Genomic DNA, 15,466 nt, shown 5'->3' with positions numbered 1-15,466 from the left:
TAATTTGAATGCGGCTCACTACCTCGGAATTGTAAAGGGCACGTGGCAAAATCCTTAACGAACGACAAAACCTATAGTTGCGTCGAGGTCGGGGTATATATCAGATCGGGCGCAAATCATCCCGAAACTTGCGCATATTCTCCTGATAAAGAACCGCGCTTTGGGTCAGCTTGGCAGCAAGGGCTGTATCCACTTCGCGCACCACTTTGCCGGGGGAACCCATAACCAATGAGTTGTCGGGAATGTCCTTGCCCTCGGTCACAAGTGCCCCTGCCCCGATCAGACAGTTTTTGCCGATCTTTGCGCCATTTAATATGGTCGCCCCCATACCGATCAGGGTGTTGTCTCCAATGGTACACCCATGCAGCATCGCCTTGTGACCGATGGTGCAATTGGTTCCGATGGTCAGCGGATAGCCTTTGTCGATGTGCATCACCACATTTTCCTGCACATTGGTGCCGGCCGAAATATGGATGATTTCATGATCCGCGCGAATGGTGCAGCCGAACCAGACCGAGGCGCCAGTGTCCAGCACGACTTGCCCGATCAGATTGGCATCCGGTGCCACCCAGGTGTCGTCCGCAATCTTCGGTTCCAGCGTGCCCAGTGCGTAAAGGGTCATGACATCTCCTCAAACTCGGCCTGCAGGGTGCGTACATGGTCCACCAATTGTGGCTGTTGAATGCGGCGCAGGCGGATGGCCGAGATAATGGTCTTGAGCGCCTCTTCTGTCGCATCAAGGTCGTCATTGACCAGCACATGATCATAAGACCCCCAGTGAGAGATCTCATCCCAGCTTTTCTGCATACGGCGGTCGATGGTTTCTGCATCGTCCTGGCCTCGGCTTTCCAGACGTCGTTTCAGCTCGTGAATGGAAGGGGGCAGCAAGAAAATCGACAGCGTGTGCTGGCCCAGGTCCGAGTTGCGAATTTGCTGCGCACCTTGCCAGTCGATGTCAAACAAGACATCCTGGCCTGCATCAATCGCCGCTTTGACCGGCCCTTTGGGGGAGCCATAGAAATTGCCAAAGACAAAGGCGTGTTCCAGCATTTCACCTTCTTTGACCGCGCTTTTGAAATCTTCGACCGTTGAAAAGTGGTAATCCTTGCCGTCTTCTTCGCCGGGACGTGGTTTGCGCGTGGTGGCGGAGACCGAAAAACAAATCGTCGGATCCCAGGCACGCAGACGTTTGGCCAGGGTCGACTTCCCTGCGCCGGACGGAGAGCTGAGGATAATCAAAAGACCGCGACGGTTGCTCATGCTGGATGCCCTTTCCTGGCCAAATTATTCGACGTTCTGAACCTGTTCGCGCATTTGGTCAATGACCGCTTTCATCTCCAGACCAATGCGGGTCATAGCGCTGTGCTGTGATTTGGAACACAGTGTATTGGCTTCGCGGTTAAACTCTTGCATCAAAAAGTCGAGCCGCCGCCCAACCGCTCCGCCTTTGGCCAACAGTTCCGCTGCGGCCTTGATGTGGGCGTCCAACCGGTCCAGCTCTTCGGTGACGTCGGACTTCACAGCCAGCAGCGCAAGCTCTTGGGCAACGCGGTCTTGGTCCAGCCCATCCACATTATCGATCACACGCGCCAGCGCCGCTTTAAAGGCGGCGTTTGCATCGTCTTTGCGCGTCTCTACGCAGGCCAAGGCTTGCGCGCGCAGATCTTCCATTTGGGCCAATTGACTTGTCAGGACCTGTTCCAGCGCCGCACCTTCGCTGCCCCGCATTTGAACGAATTCCGCCAAAAGGGTTTCGAAATCCTTTTTCAGAGCGGCAAGCAATGGAGCCGGGTCGGTCTCGGTTTGCTCTTGTTCCAGGACACCGCGCATCGACACCAGATCAGCGGCGGTTGCACGATCAAGGGGGATCCCATGCGTTGCCGCGTCTTTTTCGGCAACAGCCATCGCGGCCAACAACGACTGCAGGACTTTTTTATTGACGGCAAAGGTCTGTCCCTCTGCTGCTTCGGTGGAAATACGTATCGAAAGAGAGACATTCCCGCGCGAAAGTGCCTTGCCTAGTTCGGTTCTTAGGTATTGTTCTAGGCCTTCCAGCCAATCCGGTACCCGAAGGCGCAAATCCAATCCTTTTGCGTTAACAGAACGGATCTCCCAGCTCCACGCGTGGGTGTCAATCGTGCCTTGAGAAGAAGCAAAGCCGGTCATAGAACTGAGCGCCATGGGTAAACTCCATATAAAAACAAGGATTTATTTGTTTCCTATCCCTTTGGATAGGGGATGGACAAGGAGATATGGGAAGCCTCCTATACTTAAGCGTTAACCATTGCTTAAAGAAGTCGTCCAAAATTGATTCATATTATGGCATGTTAACTCCAAGGTAACCAAAATAGAGCTAATCCTAAAGACGCGATGGGGCATCTGGAAGGGCTGGTTCTAAACGGATGCAATAAGGATAACAGCTATGTTTTTTGGCGGTCGCAATGGTTCCAAACAAGGGACAGAGCAGGACAAGGTCGTATCTATGGGTCGCTTCCGTAACCGTGTGTCGCTGACACCTTTGCGCCAGGCCGAGGCATATTGGACTGCCTTGCGTCGCGGCGATGACGTGCCCAGCCGGTCACAGGTGGATCCGCGTGGGCTGGAAAACATTCTGAGCCAGACGTTCATTGTTGAACGTATTGCGCCGGGTATTGTGCGTTTCCGTCTGGCGGGTCAGAAAGTCAATGAAATGGCTGGTATGGAAGTCCGCGGCATGCCGCTGAGCGCGTTTTTCACCCCTGAAGCGCGCAAACAGCTGAGCGCTGCGATGGAAAGCATGTTTGAAACCCCGGCGATTGTTGAAATGGGTCTTCAAACCGAAACCACCCGCACCCGTGGTGCCCGTGAAGCACATATGTTGCTGCTGCCCCTGCGCAGTGATCTGGGCGATATCAGCCGCGCGCTGGGTGTGTTTGTTTCCGAAGGCAACCCAACGGGCGTATCGCAGCGCTTCGCGATCAGCAGCATCGATATGCGCTCCGTTTCCGCCGATCCGATCCAGGATATGGAGTTCAAGGCCAAAGCACGGACCGAGGTTACGGATCGCCCTGAAAAAGCACCGGCAAAAGCCGACACCAATGTAGTGAACCCGGGCTTTGCTGAAACGCAGACCCGTTTCAAAGCTGAGCCAAGCATTATGGAAGAGGCACGCAACCTGCTGAAACGACGCAAGGCCGAAGCGGACAAAGTGTCGACTGAAACCGCGCAAGAGGAAGAGCCGGAACAGCCCAGGGCGGCCCGCGGAACGCATCTGCGTTTGGTCGTCAGCAAAGATTAAGTGCTCCCCGATCTCTAAAATTTATCCCGCTTTTAGAACGAATTGGTCACCGTTTTGAAAGCATCCAGCGCCCCGCAGCAGAACGCTCGGGGCGTTTCCCTTTTGGGGCGTGACACAAAAAAGGCGCGCCGGATGGGCGCGCCGTTTTGATTTTTCTTGTGCGCGGTGATTAGCCCGCTGCGCGTGCCGCGCTGGTGTTGCGTTGCTTGGTGATCTCTTCGGCCACCAAAAAAGCCAGCTCCAGCGATTGGCTGGCATTCAGACGCGGGTCACACGCGGTGTGGTAACGTGCCGACAGATCTTCTTCGGTCACCGCGTGAACACCGCCGGTGCATTCGGTGACGTCCTGACCAGTCATCTCAAAATGCACACCACCGGGGACGGTCCCTTCGGCCTTGTGCACGCCAAAAAAGTCACGCACCTCGCCCAGAACCTGCTCAAACGGGCGGGTTTTGTAACCGGTTGCGGATTTGATGGTGTTGCCATGCATCGGGTCACAGACCCAGGTCACTTTGGCACCTTCTTCTTTGACGGCTTTGATCAGACGCGGCAGGTGGTCGCCCGCTTTGCCCGCACCAAACCGAGCGATCAGGGTCAAGCGGCCCTCTTCGTTCTCGGGGTTCAGCTTGGACATTAGAACCTTCAGATCTTCTGCGGTGGTGGTTGGACCACATTTCAGACCGATCGGGTTCAAAACTCCACGGCAGAACTCCACATGTGCGCCGTCAGGCTGACGGGTGCGGTCACCGATCCAGATCATGTGGCCCGACCCGGCAAGCCATTTGCCCGAGGTGGAATCGTTGCGCGTCAGCGCCTCTTCATACTCCAGCAGCAACCCTTCGTGGCTGGTGTAGAAATCCACTGATTCCAACGTATGCGCGATATCTGCCGTCACGCCAGCCGCCTTCATGAAATCAAGCGCGTCGGTGATCCGGTTTGCCATCTCACGATAGGCTTCGGCCTTTTCGGTTTCCGTAAAGCCCAAAGTCCAGGCGTGGACCTGGTTCAGATCCGCATAGCCCCCGGTGGAAAACGCCCGCAACAGGTTCAGCGTTGCGGACGCCTGGGTATAGGCCTGCAGCATCTTTTTCGGATCTGGGATGCGCGCTTCTGAGGTAAAGGCCAGCTCGTTGATGATATCACCGCGATAGCTTGGCAATTCCACGCCATTGACGGTTTCGGTTGGCGCAGACCGTGGTTTGGCGAATTGACCCGCCATCCGACCCACTTTGACCACCGGCACCTTGGCGGCATAGGTCAGAACCAACGCCATCTGCAGCATGACCTTAAAAGTATCTCGGATCGCATCGGCGCTGAATTGATCAAAGCTTTCCGCGCAGTCGCCCCCTTGCAGCAGGAAGGCTTCGCCGCGCCCTGCGGCACCCAAATGCTCTTTCAGGCGGCGGGCTTCGCCAGCAAAGACCAGCGGCGGGTATTTCGACAGCTGTGCTTCGACCTTCTGCAGTGCTGCTGCATCGGTATAGTCCGGCATCTGAACTCGTGGCTTGTTACGCCAGTTCGACTTTTGCCAATCACTCATCGCTCATTCTCCGTGATCGCGTCATAGGATCGTTGGAGGCCACCTATACAAAAACGGTCTCAATGTGGCCAGTTCCGATTTGCGTGGGCTTGACCAAAATAAAAACCTGTGAGCAGGGTTTCTGCCAGACCCAAAAGTGACCCGTCGCCAAAGGGTTTGATTCACATGGTGTTCTTACTCTCGCAGGTGCCAAGCATGAATACTCAGCGTGCGCAGTCTGGATCGCCCCGTCGGTTCGTCTTTGTGTTGTTGGACAGGTTTACTTTGTTGCCGTTCTCGTCGGCTTTGGACGCGCTGCGTTTGGCCAATAAGATGAGTGATAAAACGCTCTTTGAATGGACGCTTGTTGGTGATGGCGGAGAAGAGGCTAACTGTTCAGCTGGGCCTGCCTTTTTGCTGGATTCTGATTTCTGCGAGATTGGCCGTGATGACACGGTTCTGGTCTGTGGTGGGGTTCGGGTTCGTGATGCAACCAGCCCGCGCCTGATCAGCTGGCTGCGCCGCGAAGCGCGCAAGGGGGCAACCATCGGCGCTTTGTGCACCGGCTCTTATGTTCTGGCCAAAGCAGGGCTTTTGGACGGGAAACGTTCGACCATTCACTGGGAAAATATTGACAGTTTTACCGAAGAGTTCATGGATGTTGAGCTGACCAAATCTGTTTATGTGGTGGATGGAAAACGTGTCACAGCGGCGGGTGGTACGTCGACCATTGATCTGATGCTGAACCTGATTGCGCGCGACCAAGGCGAAGAGCTGGCCAATGCCGTGGCGGATCAGATGATTTATTCCAATATTCGCACGGAACAGGACAGCCAACGTCTGTCGGTGCCATCGCGCATTGGGGTGCGGCATCCAAAACTGTCGCAAGTCATCCAAAAGATGGAAACCAATATCGAGGAACCGATCAGCCCGGCCACCCTGGCACAAGAGGTCGGGATGTCGACACGGCAGTTGGAACGGCTGTTTCGCCGATATCTGAACCGGTCGCCCAAGCGGTATTACATGGAGCTGCGTCTGCAAAAGGCGCGCAATCTTCTGATGCAAACGGATCTGTCGGTGATCAACGTGGCGCTGGCCTGTGGGTTTGCCTCCCCATCGCATTTCTCCAAATGCTACCGGTCGCATTATGATACCACACCCTATCGGGAGCGTGGCACGCGGGCCGGGCCGGAGTTGCCTTAGAGCAATCAGGATCCGTTGGGAGTGATCTTGTACAAAGCACCCTCGTATTCGGTGGCAAACCAGATGCTGCCATCGGGGGCTTCGCGAATGTCGCGGATGCGCCCGGTGACCGCATGGCGCAGCTGCTCTTCCTCACGCAGGGGCGAGCCCTCAAGGCGTGAGATATAGTCAAACTTGAGCGACCCGATGAACATGTCGCCTTTCCATTCTGGCCACAGCTTGCCGGAATAAATCATCATGCCTGAGGGCGCGATGGAGGGATCCCAGTAAAACGCAGGCTGCTCCATCCCGGATTTGGACGTGCCAATGCCGATTTTTGTACCGGAATAATTGCGGCCGTAGGCGATGACAGGCCAGCCAAAATTGGCCCCTTTCTGGATCCGGTTCACCTCGTCGCCGCCACGCGCCCCATGTTCCACAGCCCAGATCTGCCCTGCCCCATCAATCGCCAGGCCTTGGGGGTTACGGTGGCCAAAGGACCAGATTTCAGGCGCGACATCGGAATGCTTCAAAAACGGGTTGCCGCGAAAGGGGCTTCCATCGCGGTTGATGCGCAAGACGCTGCCGTGCAGGCTGGCCAAGTTCTGCGCGCTGTCGCGGTCTCCGCGATCACCCAACGTCATAAAGATCGACCCATCCGTCGCTTCGCGTATGCGAGAGCCAAAGTGCCGCCCGCCATCAACGCCCGGCACCTGCAGCAACAGCCTGGACGCCGTCATCGATTTCAAATCCGCAGACAGCGTCGCGCTGATCAATGCGGTCCCTGCGCCACGCCCATCCGCGCGGGACAAGGTCAGCAGAATTTCGCGTGTTTCGGGAAAATCGCGGGGCACAAGGACATCCAAAAGCCCACCCTGCCCGACCGCCGCGACCTGCGGCAATCCGCGAATGCGGGATTTCTTGTTGCCCTCGACCAGGAACAACTCCCCCTCGCGGTCCGTGACCAAAACCTCGCCCGTGGGCAGGAAGGCAAACCCCCAAGGCACGTCAAACCCTTCGACAACTTTGGTCAGTTTTAACGCGCCTTGGCTGGTGTTCAGTTCCAACGCGGCCAGATCAGTAAGCCCGCCAAACCACAAGGTCGAGGCGATACAGGCCGTTTTTAAAAACCGGAGCATTGGCATCCCTTTCTGCTGCGCGAAGTCCAAGATTGATTGAACTATGCACCGAAATTGTCCCGCCGCTCATCACATTTGCGAAGGCGGCTATCTACCTTTGAACAAACCGCCCAAAATGCCGCGCACCAACCGGCGTCCGGTGGTTCCCTTCAGCTCTTTGATCACCGCCTGTGAGATCGCCGATCCAAAGGTCTCCGGTTGACGCCGCATACGGGACGAAGACCGGCTGACGCGACCACCGGAGTAGCGCCGCGCGGCGCTGAATTCACGGGCCATCGGGCTTGGCTCCGCTTCGGCGCGTGCTTCTGCAGCCTCAGCCTCTTGTGCCGCTTCATCCGCGCGTTTTTGCAAAATCTCAAAGGCAGAATGGCGATCTACTCGGGTATTATACTTGGACGCCAAGGAGGATTGGGACAGAATTTCGGCCCGTTCCGCATCCGTGATGGGCCCCAACTGGCTGCTGGGCGGACGGATTAACGTGCGTTGGACGATGCCGGGAATGCCCTTGTTCTGCAAAAGCGAGGTCACGGCTTCTCCGACGCCCACGGATTGAATGGCCTCTTCGGTCGAGAATTCCGGATTCTCACGATAGGTCTCGGCCGCCAGTTTCAGATTGCGACGGTCGCGCGCGGTAAAGGCGCGCAGCGCGTGTTGAATCCGGTTGCCAAGCTGGCTCAGAATGTCTTCGGGCACATCCGACGGCGACTGGGTCACAAAATAGACCCCAACCCCTTTGGACCGGATCAGGCGTGCAACCTGCTCTACTTTGTCGATCAGGGCTTTGGGCGCGTCATCAAACAACAGGTGCGCCTCGTCAAAAAAGAAGACCAGCCGTGGTTTGTCTGGGTCGCCAACCTCGGGCAGATCTTCGAACAGCTCGCTCAGAAGCCACAAGAGAAAGGTCGAATAAAGCCGGGGCGAGGCCATAAGCTTGTCTGCTGCAAGAATGTTCACCATCCCGCGCCCATCTGGTGTGCTGCGCATCAGATCCGACAGGGCCAAAGCAGGTTCGCCAAAGAAATCACCGCCCCCCTGATTTTCCAGCACCAAGAGGCGGCGTTGAATCGCCCCGATCGAGGCGATCGACACATTCCCATAGCGCAAGGACAGATCAGACCGGTTTTCGCCCACCCAAACCAACAGGGCCTGCAGGTCTTTTAGGTCCAAAAGCGGCATTCCCTGTTCATCCGCCAGCCGGAAGGCAATGTTCAAAATCCCTTCCTGAGTTTCACTCAACTCCAACAGGCGCGAGAACAACAGTGGCCCCATTTCCGCCACAGTTGTGCGTACCGGATGCCCGTCCACACCAAATAGATCCCAGAACGTTACTGGGCTGGCCGCATAGTGATAACTGTCAAAACCGATCTTCTGCGCGCGGGATTGAAATGCGTCATGCAGTTTATGGGCGCTGTCACCGGATTTTGCCAATCCGGACAGGTCGCCTTTGATGTCGGTGAGAATCACTGGAACACCAATATTGGAAAAACTCTCGGCCAGGATTTGTAATGTTACAGTTTTCCCAGTACCCGTTGCACCTGAAATAAGGCCATGCCGGTTCGCGTATTTGGAGATAAGCATCTGCTTTTGATTATGTTTTTCACCGCTGCTACCTATGAAAACTTCGTGAACCATTGCTCGTCCCTGCTCGAAAAGTGAGTGATTTTCCTTGGAAACATATGATTAACAAATTTTTCTTACGGTTAAAGGTGACCAACGAAGCATATGCGGATGTATCGGTGGTCATTTCCTCCCTGTCAGACTGGCCGTGCTTCGGGCACGGCCTTTTTTTTCGCAGAATCTCTTCCCGGCCCCGGCTGATGCAACATCAGCGCTGCGCAAGAATTTTCAGCCCGATCCAGATCTTTGTCATTTTCTTGTCATTGACTGTTGACCGATTTGCCGGGCTCTCGTAACCTCCCAAGCAATAACTAAGTCGGCCAGTCCGACGGGGAGAAGAATAGAAAAGGAAACCTGCGGGTTTCCTTTTTTCGTTTGTGCTTTTTAGCGTGTGATGGCGCGTGATGCGTGATCTTGCCGCACATTTTTAAATGACCTGTGTTGATCGCATCGGACGCTGACACGCCATGGATTGCATGTTAAACCGCGCAGACAGAGACCTTAGAAAAAACGAGGCATTTATGTTTAAGTCCCTGACGCCGATTACATTGGCGATGGCATTGGTTGCTGCCACTCCTTTGGTTGCGCAAGACGCACAGACGGCCGCGCCGCAAACCGACGCAGAGCAGGCAGCACCGCAGGACGCTGAGGCACCGGCAGGGGGCAACAGCCTGGCGTTTGACCTTGGTGAAACCGTTCCCGAAGAACCCCGCCTGGGTGAACGTTACTCCAAAGAGCAGTTTGGCGATTGGGATCTGGCTTGCGTCAAAACCGACACCGACCAGGACCCCTGCTCAATGCTGCAAATTGTCGTCGACCAACAAGGACATCCCGTTGCGGAAATGTCTTTGCACCGTATCGAACAGGAAAACAGCCCAGCCGTAGCCGGTGCAACCGTTGTGGTGCCGCTGGAAACGCTGCTGCCTGCGGGTCTGTCGATCTCGGTCGATGGTGCGCCAGCAAAACGGTACAACTATTCCTTCTGCAACCCGCTTGGTTGTGTGGCGCTGATTGCACTGACCCAAGAAGATGTGGATGCGTATAAACGTGGCAAAGAAGCCGTTCTTGCGCTGAAGCCCGCTCAGGCGCCGGAACAGGTGATCCGCATGCGTCTGTCGCTGTCCGGTTTTACGGCTGGCTTCAACGTGGTTGATATTGTTAAACAATAAAGTTCAACGCAAAACAGGCCGTGATGTTTATGCATCGCGGCCTTTTTTTGTTTATCTGTCTGCCGGTTTAAACCGCACGCAACGCCAATACGGCGTTCAACCCGCCAAAGGCAAAAGCATTGCTCAGCGCGACGTTGACGTTTGCATCGCGGGCTTCGTTCGGGACCACATCCAAGGCACATTCTGGATCGGGCTCTTCGTAACCGATAGTCGGCGCAATCACCCCGTCCCGCAAGGCCATGATACAGGCCAAAAGCTCCACCCCGCCGGTGCCGCCAATCATATGGCCATGCATGGATTTGGTAGAGGAAATCATCAGATTGTCCGCGTGCGGACCAAAGACATCCGCCACGGCGGCGCATTCCGTTTTGTCATTGGCCGCAGTGCCTGTGCCATGGGCGTTGATGTACCCAACTTCGGCAGGGTTGATATTGGCGTCCTTTAACGCGCCAGAAATGGCTCTCGCGGCCCCCTGTTTGCTGGGCATCACAATATCCGAAGCATCTGATGACATGGCGCTACCAATAATCTCACACAGGATTTCTGCACCGCGTGCTTTGGCGTGTTCATATTCCTCGAACACAAAGACCCCGGCACCCTCGCCCTGAACCATACCATTTCGATTGGCGCTGAACGGGCGGCAGGCGTCTTTGGACATCACACGCAGCCCTTCCCAGGCTTTGACGCCACCAAAACACAACATGGATTCCGAACCACCCGTGACCATGGCCGGAGACATGCCAGAGCGCACCATTTGAAAGGCTTGTGACATCGCATGGTTCGAGGAGGCGCAGGCGGTTGATACCGTAAAGCTTGGCCCTTTGAGGTTATACTCCATCGACACGTGGCTGGCGGCTGCGTTGTTCATCAGCTTGGGCACCACAAAGGGATGCACCCGGTTTTTGCCGTCTTCGTACACCGATCGGTAATTGGCATCCCAGGTCGACACCCCGCCCCCAGCGGTGCCCAGGATGACACCGGACCGGGCCGCCAGATCGCCGACGAATTCAAGCCCGGATTGCTCGATCGCTTCTTTGGCGGCGATCAGGGTGAATTGGGTGAACCGATCATACAGCACCATTTGCTGCCGGTTAAACCGCCCTTCGGCTTCAAAACCACGGACCTGCCCGCCGATCTTGATCGACAGACGCTCCACGTCCTGAAAGTCAAGCGGCCCGATGCCACAACGCCCTTCGCGCATGGCCTCCAGCGTTTCAGGAACCGAATGGCCCAGCGAGTTGATGGTTCCGGCCCCGGTAATTACAACGCGTTTCATATCTATTTTCAGGCTTGCTTTTCTGCGATCAGCTTTTCGATACCGGCTATGATTGCCGCGACATTGGAAATGTCGAAATCGCTTTGCTCGGGTTCATTTGCATTAAACGGGACTGAGATGTCGAAAGCCTCTTCGATGGCAAAGATGCTTTCGACCAGACCCAGGCTGTCAATGCCCAGATCTTCAAGCGTGCTGTCCAGTTTGACGTCGGAGGGTTCCAGGACTGCCTGTTCGGCAATAATTTCGATAACCTGATCCTGAATGCTCATGTGGCCTCTCCAATCTTTGGTGCTTGAGGTGATGTAATGGCTGGCCGCCTATTTGAAAACAGCCTTTTTGAGCGCATCGATGTCGCGCATCAGCCGCGGCAAACGCCGTTGTGCTTTATACATCTCAGTATGTGTCTCCATTTTGACAGCCGGATACCCCAAGATCACCCGACCGGCCGGCACGTTGGAGAGGATGATTGAACTGCCCCCCGCAATCACGCCGTCGCCGATAAAGACATTGTCGCTGACACCAACCTTGCCACCCAGAACCACATTGTTGCCGATCTCGACCGAGCCAGAGATGCCCGCCTGTCCGCACAGCAGACAGTCGCGCCCAACGCGGGTGTTGTGGCCAATGTGGACCTGATTGTCCAATTTGGAACCATCGCCGATGACCGTGTCGCGGATGGTGCCATTGTCGATGGTGACATTTGCACCAAGTTCAACATTGTCTCCAATCGTAACAGCACCCAGAGAATGAATGCGTTCCCAGGCCTGCGCTTTGACGTCGCCCTGATCGCCCAGGGTCTCGCGCGCTTTTTCGACGCCGGATACTTCGGGAGTGACAAATGAAAACCCATCGCCGCCGACGCGTGCGCCGGGTTGCGCGCGGAAATTGGTGCCAATGCTTGCGCGGGCACCGATGGTCACAGCCTCCCGCAATTGGGCGTTTGCACCCAAAGTGACGTCTGCACCTACAAAACACTGCGGGCCAATGTGGCAACTGGTGCCGATTTTTGCACGCGGACCAATGACAGCCAGCGGCCCCACTGAAACGCCATCGCCAAGCTCTGCAGTGGGGTCAACCACGGCCGAAGGGTGAATACCTGCTCCAAAATGCTGACCGGGGTCCAGCTGGGCTGTGATCCCAGCCATCGCCATACGCGGGCGGGCAGCAAAGATCGCGGCCTTCAACCCCATTGCCTGCCAGTCGGCACCTTCCCACAGGATCGCGGCTTCGGAATTGCCTTCGGCCAGCTTGTCCGCATATTTCGGATCCATCGCCATGGCCAACAGGCCTGACGCACCATCTTGGGGTTCTGCTGCACCAGAGACGGTCAAATCCAGATCTCCGGCAGCCTCTGCCCCCAGGGCCTCTGCAATCTCGCGAACTGTGAACATCAGGGCCTCTCCTCAAGCAGTTGGATTGGCCCTGACCTTTACCCTTGAACGCTGGGTAGCGCCACCCCTGCCCGTTCCAATGCAGCCCATACTTTTGCGTCCCGCCCGTAAACGTCGCGGCGGAATTCAGCTGGGCCTTTGTTGGGCACAAAGGCGGTGCGGTAAATGATGTGAACCGGCACGTGTTGTTTCAGGTCAACCTTGGTCTCGCGACCGGATTTCAGGATGCGTTGGAAAAACGCTTCGGGGTCTTCGGTCTGTTTCGCCAGCAGCGCATAGGCAAATTCAAACGGTTGATGCAGACGGATACACCCATGTGAAAAGGCCCGCACCTCGCGCGAGAACAAGTGTTTTTCTGGCGTGTCGTGCAGATAGATATTGTATTTATTCGGGAACATGAACTTTACGAGACCCAGCGCATTGCGTGTGCTGGGCGGCTGTTTCATGGCAAAGGGGAAGCTGCGCGCGGTATATTGTGAAAAGTCCACAGAGCCCCGGTTCACAACACGGCCCCGGTTGTCGGTGATCTGCAAGTGCGAAACCGCGTTCGGATTTGCGCGCAGTTTTGGCAGATATTCCTTGGTGATGATCGAGCGCGGCACATACCAGCTGGGATTGATCACCATATGCTCCATCACATCCGAAAACTCGGGCGAACGGCGGTCACCGGTGTTTTTGCCAATTACAGACCGGGTTTGGAAAGTGATTTCACCGTCATCCACGATCTTGGCGCTGAAATCCGTCTGGTTGACCAGCACGTGACGGGTGCCACGTTCCGGCGCCAGCCAGCGTTCCCGTTCCATGGCGACAATGATCGATTTCAAACGCTCGCGTGCGGTGACGTTCACCTCTTTGATGGTACCTTCACCGGCAACGCCATCTTGCTCCAACCCGTGCGAGGCTTGGAAGTCCAGAACGGCATTGGCAAGCGCTGCATCATATGTGGCCGAGGCGCTGCGTTCCAGGAACCCCATCGCGATAAGGCGGTTGCGCAAAGCAATCACGCCAGCCCCTTGGTCGCCGGGTTCGTATTTCCCATTGGGCACAGAGCGTCCCCAACCGCCGTTGGTGGCAATCTGTTCCAGACGCAGTTTTTCCCGCATCAAAGACCGGTATTGCGCGGAATCCGGCACCAGCGAGCGCATAAAGGCAGACGGTTGGCTGTCTTTGAGACCGGCCAAAAGCACATCCGCTTCCAGCTCGGCTTTCTTGCGGACCATGCCATCGTCGATGCGTGATGGCACCAACAAACCGGTTTTCATATCGCGCGCATATTCGACAAAGGCTTTGCTCAATGCAGCCTCAGCCTCGCCAAGGTCGCGGGTCGTGCGCACAGCTTTCAACTGCGCCATCAGCTCTGCGATCCGGTCGGTTTGGTCGGGCAAGCCGTGGACCGGCGCATCTTCCAGCGCGCGGAACAAAGCTTTGCGGCGCAGCTTGGAGGCATCATCCGACCCGGTCCAGATCGCGTCAAAGCCGTTTTTACGATAAAATGCTGCAACCGCCGGCGCGCTGGACGCCGCTTCCGCCAAGGATTGCTTGAATGCGGTCACTTGCGCCGTCGCCGGGGTGCTGCTGATGGCAAAGCCACCTAAGGCCAAGGCAAAAAGCCCCGCTTTGAACAGTTTTCCGGGTGCAGGCGCTTTTCCTTTTGACATCGCATAGGTCCTTGACAAAAAAAGAGATCATATATGGCAATCGCTGTTCGATAAAAGAGATATCGACCAAAGCCAATCCCTGTGCCACTCACTTTTTGTAATGTAAGCGATTTATGTTATCAGGTGGTGCACGCGCACAGCAGCAAAATCACACCAAAGTGAATTACGGGGAATTCTCGTCTCTTCGTCCCCTTTTGCGCAATTTTTCGCCTAAAAATCGCTGCAGTTTACATTCTTGGTAAACAAAACTTGGCAGATGATTCCCGCTGTGCCATAGATTTTGGCATCGAATTGGGACGATATAACGGGTCTGTAACATCAGATCTAAGGCAGGACGATAAACTCGCGTACGGGACGGCGAAGAAACTATGGCAGAATCCAACAACCACCGGTTCACCCGGCGTGCAATCTTGGGCGCATTTGCAGCAACAGCAGTATCCGCAGCCCCGACGTTTGCTAACGCTGCTGGTTTTTTGCGAGGCGCAGGTGATATCCGCCGCATCCGCATGTACTCAGGGAGAACAGGTGAACGTCTGGACATGATTTACTGGATTGAAGGCCAGTACATCAAAGACGCGCTGAAAGAGGTAAACCACTTTATGCGCGACTGGCGATCCGACCAGGTGAAATCCATCGACACACGCACCATCGACATCATGGCCGCATCCCACAACCTGCTGGATGTGAGCGAGCCATATATGCTGCTGTCGGGTTATCGCAGCCCGCAAACCAACGCGATGTTGCGCAGTCGGTCCCGTGGCGTGGCCAAGAATTCTTTGCATATGCAGGGCAAGGCCGCAGATCTGCGCCTGGCGTCGCGCAGCGTGTCCCAAATGGCAGCCGCCGCCCAATCCTGCCGTGCAGGTGGCGTTGGCCGCTATTTCGGTTCGAACTTTGTCCATATGGACTGCGGCGACGTGCGCACATGGCGCGGATGATCAACTGATCTTCGCGTTCCACCCAAGACCAAGAACCCCGCCATATCTGGTGGGGTTTTGTTTTTCTGAAACATAGTTTTATGGCCGTGTGACTTTGGCCCATGCTGGTCAAAAAACTGCGATTTTTCCATTGCAGTGCCGCGCCCCCACGGATATACCGCCCGAACAGGCACCCGTAGCTCAGCTGGATAGAGCGCTGCCCTCCGAAGGCAGAGGCCAGAGGTTCGAATCCTCTCGGGTGCGCCATGTTCCCTCTTTATTTAGGCCGATGTTGGCGCATTGAGCGGTTTACCCACTGCG

The 15,466-nt window shown here is 55.9% G+C and carries 14 protein-coding genes and 1 tRNA gene; 5 read left to right on the top strand and 10 right to left on the bottom strand.

Going from position 1 to position 15,466, the window contains the following annotated elements; translation table 11 throughout:
- Positions 1–100: 100 nt before the first annotated feature.
- Genes GFB49_RS01500 through GFB49_RS01490 form a run of 3 tightly spaced genes read right to left on the bottom strand, consistent with a single transcriptional unit; the run spans position 101 to position 2,181 of the window.
- Positions 101–622 carry a gamma carbonic anhydrase family protein gene (locus GFB49_RS01500; protein WP_153214032.1) on the bottom strand — a complete coding sequence of 174 codons (522 nt, stop codon included), beginning with the start codon at positions 620–622 and terminating at the stop codon, positions 101–103.
- The gene (gmk, locus tag GFB49_RS01495) at positions 619–1,260 is read right to left on the bottom strand and encodes a guanylate kinase (protein ID WP_153214031.1); all 642 of its coding nucleotides are present in this window, start codon (positions 1,258–1,260) and stop codon (positions 619–621) included. Before gmk ends, GFB49_RS01500 begins: the two co-directional genes overlap by 4 nt.
- Positions 1,261–1,284: 24 nt before the next feature.
- Positions 1,285–2,181: a YicC/YloC family endoribonuclease gene (locus GFB49_RS01490; protein WP_153214030.1), complete on the bottom strand. Its 897-nt coding sequence runs from the start codon at positions 2,179–2,181 to the stop codon at positions 1,285–1,287.
- Positions 2,182–2,422: 241 nt separating this feature from the next.
- Between GFB49_RS01490 and GFB49_RS01485 the strand changes: the two genes are divergently transcribed.
- Complete coding sequence (locus GFB49_RS01485) at positions 2,423–3,277, top strand: PAS domain-containing protein (RefSeq protein WP_153214029.1); 855 nt, start codon at positions 2,423–2,425, stop codon at positions 3,275–3,277.
- A gap of 169 nt (positions 3,278–3,446) precedes the next feature.
- On the opposite strand, the gene GFB49_RS01480 is transcribed toward GFB49_RS01485, so the two are convergent.
- Entirely contained in the window at positions 3,447–4,817 is a 1,371-nt protein-coding gene (locus GFB49_RS01480) for a class II 3-deoxy-7-phosphoheptulonate synthase (RefSeq protein ID WP_153214028.1), read from the bottom strand.
- A gap of 195 nt (positions 4,818–5,012) precedes the next feature.
- Here GFB49_RS01480 and GFB49_RS01475 point away from each other — a divergent pair, with 195 nt between their 5' ends.
- On the top strand, positions 5,013–5,999 hold the full coding sequence (locus tag GFB49_RS01475; RefSeq protein ID WP_153214027.1) for a GlxA family transcriptional regulator: 987 nt from the start codon (positions 5,013–5,015) through the stop codon (positions 5,997–5,999).
- A 5-nt stretch (positions 6,000–6,004) separates the two neighbouring features.
- On the opposite strand, the gene GFB49_RS01470 is transcribed toward GFB49_RS01475, so the two are convergent.
- Both GFB49_RS01470 and GFB49_RS01465 read right to left on the bottom strand, forming a co-directional pair.
- Positions 6,005–7,117: a PQQ-dependent sugar dehydrogenase gene (locus GFB49_RS01470; protein WP_153214026.1), complete on the bottom strand. Its 1,113-nt coding sequence runs from the start codon at positions 7,115–7,117 to the stop codon at positions 6,005–6,007.
- An 87-nt stretch (positions 7,118–7,204) separates the two neighbouring features.
- Positions 7,205–8,749, bottom strand: coding sequence for a helicase HerA-like domain-containing protein (locus GFB49_RS01465; RefSeq protein WP_153214025.1), 1,545 nt, complete (start codon positions 8,747–8,749; stop codon positions 7,205–7,207).
- Positions 8,750–9,255: 506 nt separating this feature from the next.
- Here GFB49_RS01465 and GFB49_RS01460 point away from each other — a divergent pair.
- Entirely contained in the window at positions 9,256–9,903 is a 648-nt protein-coding gene (locus tag GFB49_RS01460; protein WP_153214024.1) for an invasion associated locus B family protein, read from the top strand.
- Positions 9,904–9,970: 67 nt separating this feature from the next.
- Here GFB49_RS01460 and GFB49_RS01455 read toward each other — a convergent pair whose 3' ends face one another.
- From GFB49_RS01455 to GFB49_RS01440, 4 genes are read right to left on the bottom strand one after another with little or no spacing between them, the layout of a single operon-like run.
- Positions 9,971–11,179: a beta-ketoacyl-[acyl-carrier-protein] synthase family protein gene (locus GFB49_RS01455; RefSeq protein WP_153214023.1), complete on the bottom strand. Its 1,209-nt coding sequence runs from the start codon at positions 11,177–11,179 to the stop codon at positions 9,971–9,973.
- 8 nt (positions 11,180–11,187) lie between these two features.
- On the bottom strand, positions 11,188–11,448 hold the full coding sequence (locus tag GFB49_RS01450) for an acyl carrier protein (protein WP_153214022.1): 261 nt from the start codon (positions 11,446–11,448) through the stop codon (positions 11,188–11,190).
- 48 nt (positions 11,449–11,496) lie between these two features.
- A complete protein-coding gene (lpxD, locus tag GFB49_RS01445; RefSeq protein ID WP_153214021.1) occupies positions 11,497–12,570 on the bottom strand; it encodes a UDP-3-O-(3-hydroxymyristoyl)glucosamine N-acyltransferase in 1,074 nt (357 codons plus the stop codon).
- A gap of 38 nt (positions 12,571–12,608) precedes the next feature.
- Entirely contained in the window at positions 12,609–14,228 is a 1,620-nt protein-coding gene (locus GFB49_RS01440; RefSeq protein ID WP_153214020.1) for a L,D-transpeptidase family protein, read from the bottom strand.
- A 368-nt stretch (positions 14,229–14,596) separates the two neighbouring features.
- Between GFB49_RS01440 and mepK the strand changes: the two genes are divergently transcribed.
- Together mepK and GFB49_RS01430 are read left to right on the top strand one after the other, a co-directional pair.
- Positions 14,597–15,166 (top strand): peptidoglycan L,D-endopeptidase MepK, encoded by a 570-nt coding sequence (gene mepK, locus GFB49_RS01435; RefSeq protein WP_153214019.1) that lies wholly within the window; start codon positions 14,597–14,599, stop codon positions 15,164–15,166.
- 169 nt (positions 15,167–15,335) lie between these two features.
- Positions 15,336–15,412 (top strand) — tRNA-Arg (locus GFB49_RS01430).
- The last annotated feature ends 54 nt before the right edge of the window (positions 15,413–15,466 follow it).

This window comes from Tritonibacter litoralis (assembly GCF_009496005.1).
GTDB classification, from domain to species: domain Bacteria; phylum Pseudomonadota; class Alphaproteobacteria; order Rhodobacterales; family Rhodobacteraceae; genus Epibacterium; species Epibacterium litoralis.
The sequence above is the reverse complement of the archived record's forward strand: the minus strand, read 5'-3'. Positions and strand labels throughout refer to the sequence as shown.

What these genes read in the sequence shown, in the direction of transcription:
- GFB49_RS01440 (WP_153214020.1), bottom strand. Translation starts at nt 14,228, where the DNA reads ATGTCAAAAGGAAAAGCGCCTGCACCCGGAAAACTGTTCAAAGCGGGG.
- lpxD (WP_153214021.1), bottom strand. Translation starts at nt 12,570, where the DNA reads ATGTTCACAGTTCGCGAGATTGCAGAGGCCCTGGGGGCAGAGGCTGCC.
- GFB49_RS01490 (WP_153214030.1), bottom strand. Translation starts at nt 2,181, where the DNA reads ATGGCGCTCAGTTCTATGACCGGCTTTGCTTCTTCTCAAGGCACGATT.
- gmk (WP_153214031.1), bottom strand. Translation starts at nt 1,260, where the DNA reads ATGAGCAACCGTCGCGGTCTTTTGATTATCCTCAGCTCTCCGTCCGGC.
- GFB49_RS01480 (WP_153214028.1), bottom strand. Translation starts at nt 4,817, where the DNA reads ATGAGTGATTGGCAAAAGTCGAACTGGCGTAACAAGCCACGAGTTCAG.
- mepK (WP_153214019.1), top strand. Translation starts at nt 14,597, where the DNA reads ATGGCAGAATCCAACAACCACCGGTTCACCCGGCGTGCAATCTTGGGC.
- GFB49_RS01455 (WP_153214023.1), bottom strand. Translation starts at nt 11,179, where the DNA reads ATGAAACGCGTTGTAATTACCGGGGCCGGAACCATCAACTCGCTGGGC.
- GFB49_RS01485 (WP_153214029.1), top strand. Translation starts at nt 2,423, where the DNA reads ATGTTTTTTGGCGGTCGCAATGGTTCCAAACAAGGGACAGAGCAGGAC.
- GFB49_RS01500 (WP_153214032.1), bottom strand. Translation starts at nt 622, where the DNA reads ATGACCCTTTACGCACTGGGCACGCTGGAACCGAAGATTGCGGACGAC.
- GFB49_RS01465 (WP_153214025.1), bottom strand. Translation starts at nt 8,749, where the DNA reads ATGGTTCACGAAGTTTTCATAGGTAGCAGCGGTGAAAAACATAATCAA.
- GFB49_RS01475 (WP_153214027.1), top strand. Translation starts at nt 5,013, where the DNA reads ATGAATACTCAGCGTGCGCAGTCTGGATCGCCCCGTCGGTTCGTCTTT.
- GFB49_RS01450 (WP_153214022.1), bottom strand. Translation starts at nt 11,448, where the DNA reads ATGAGCATTCAGGATCAGGTTATCGAAATTATTGCCGAACAGGCAGTC.
- GFB49_RS01460 (WP_153214024.1), top strand. Translation starts at nt 9,256, where the DNA reads ATGTTTAAGTCCCTGACGCCGATTACATTGGCGATGGCATTGGTTGCT.
- GFB49_RS01470 (WP_153214026.1), bottom strand. Translation starts at nt 7,117, where the DNA reads ATGCTCCGGTTTTTAAAAACGGCCTGTATCGCCTCGACCTTGTGGTTT.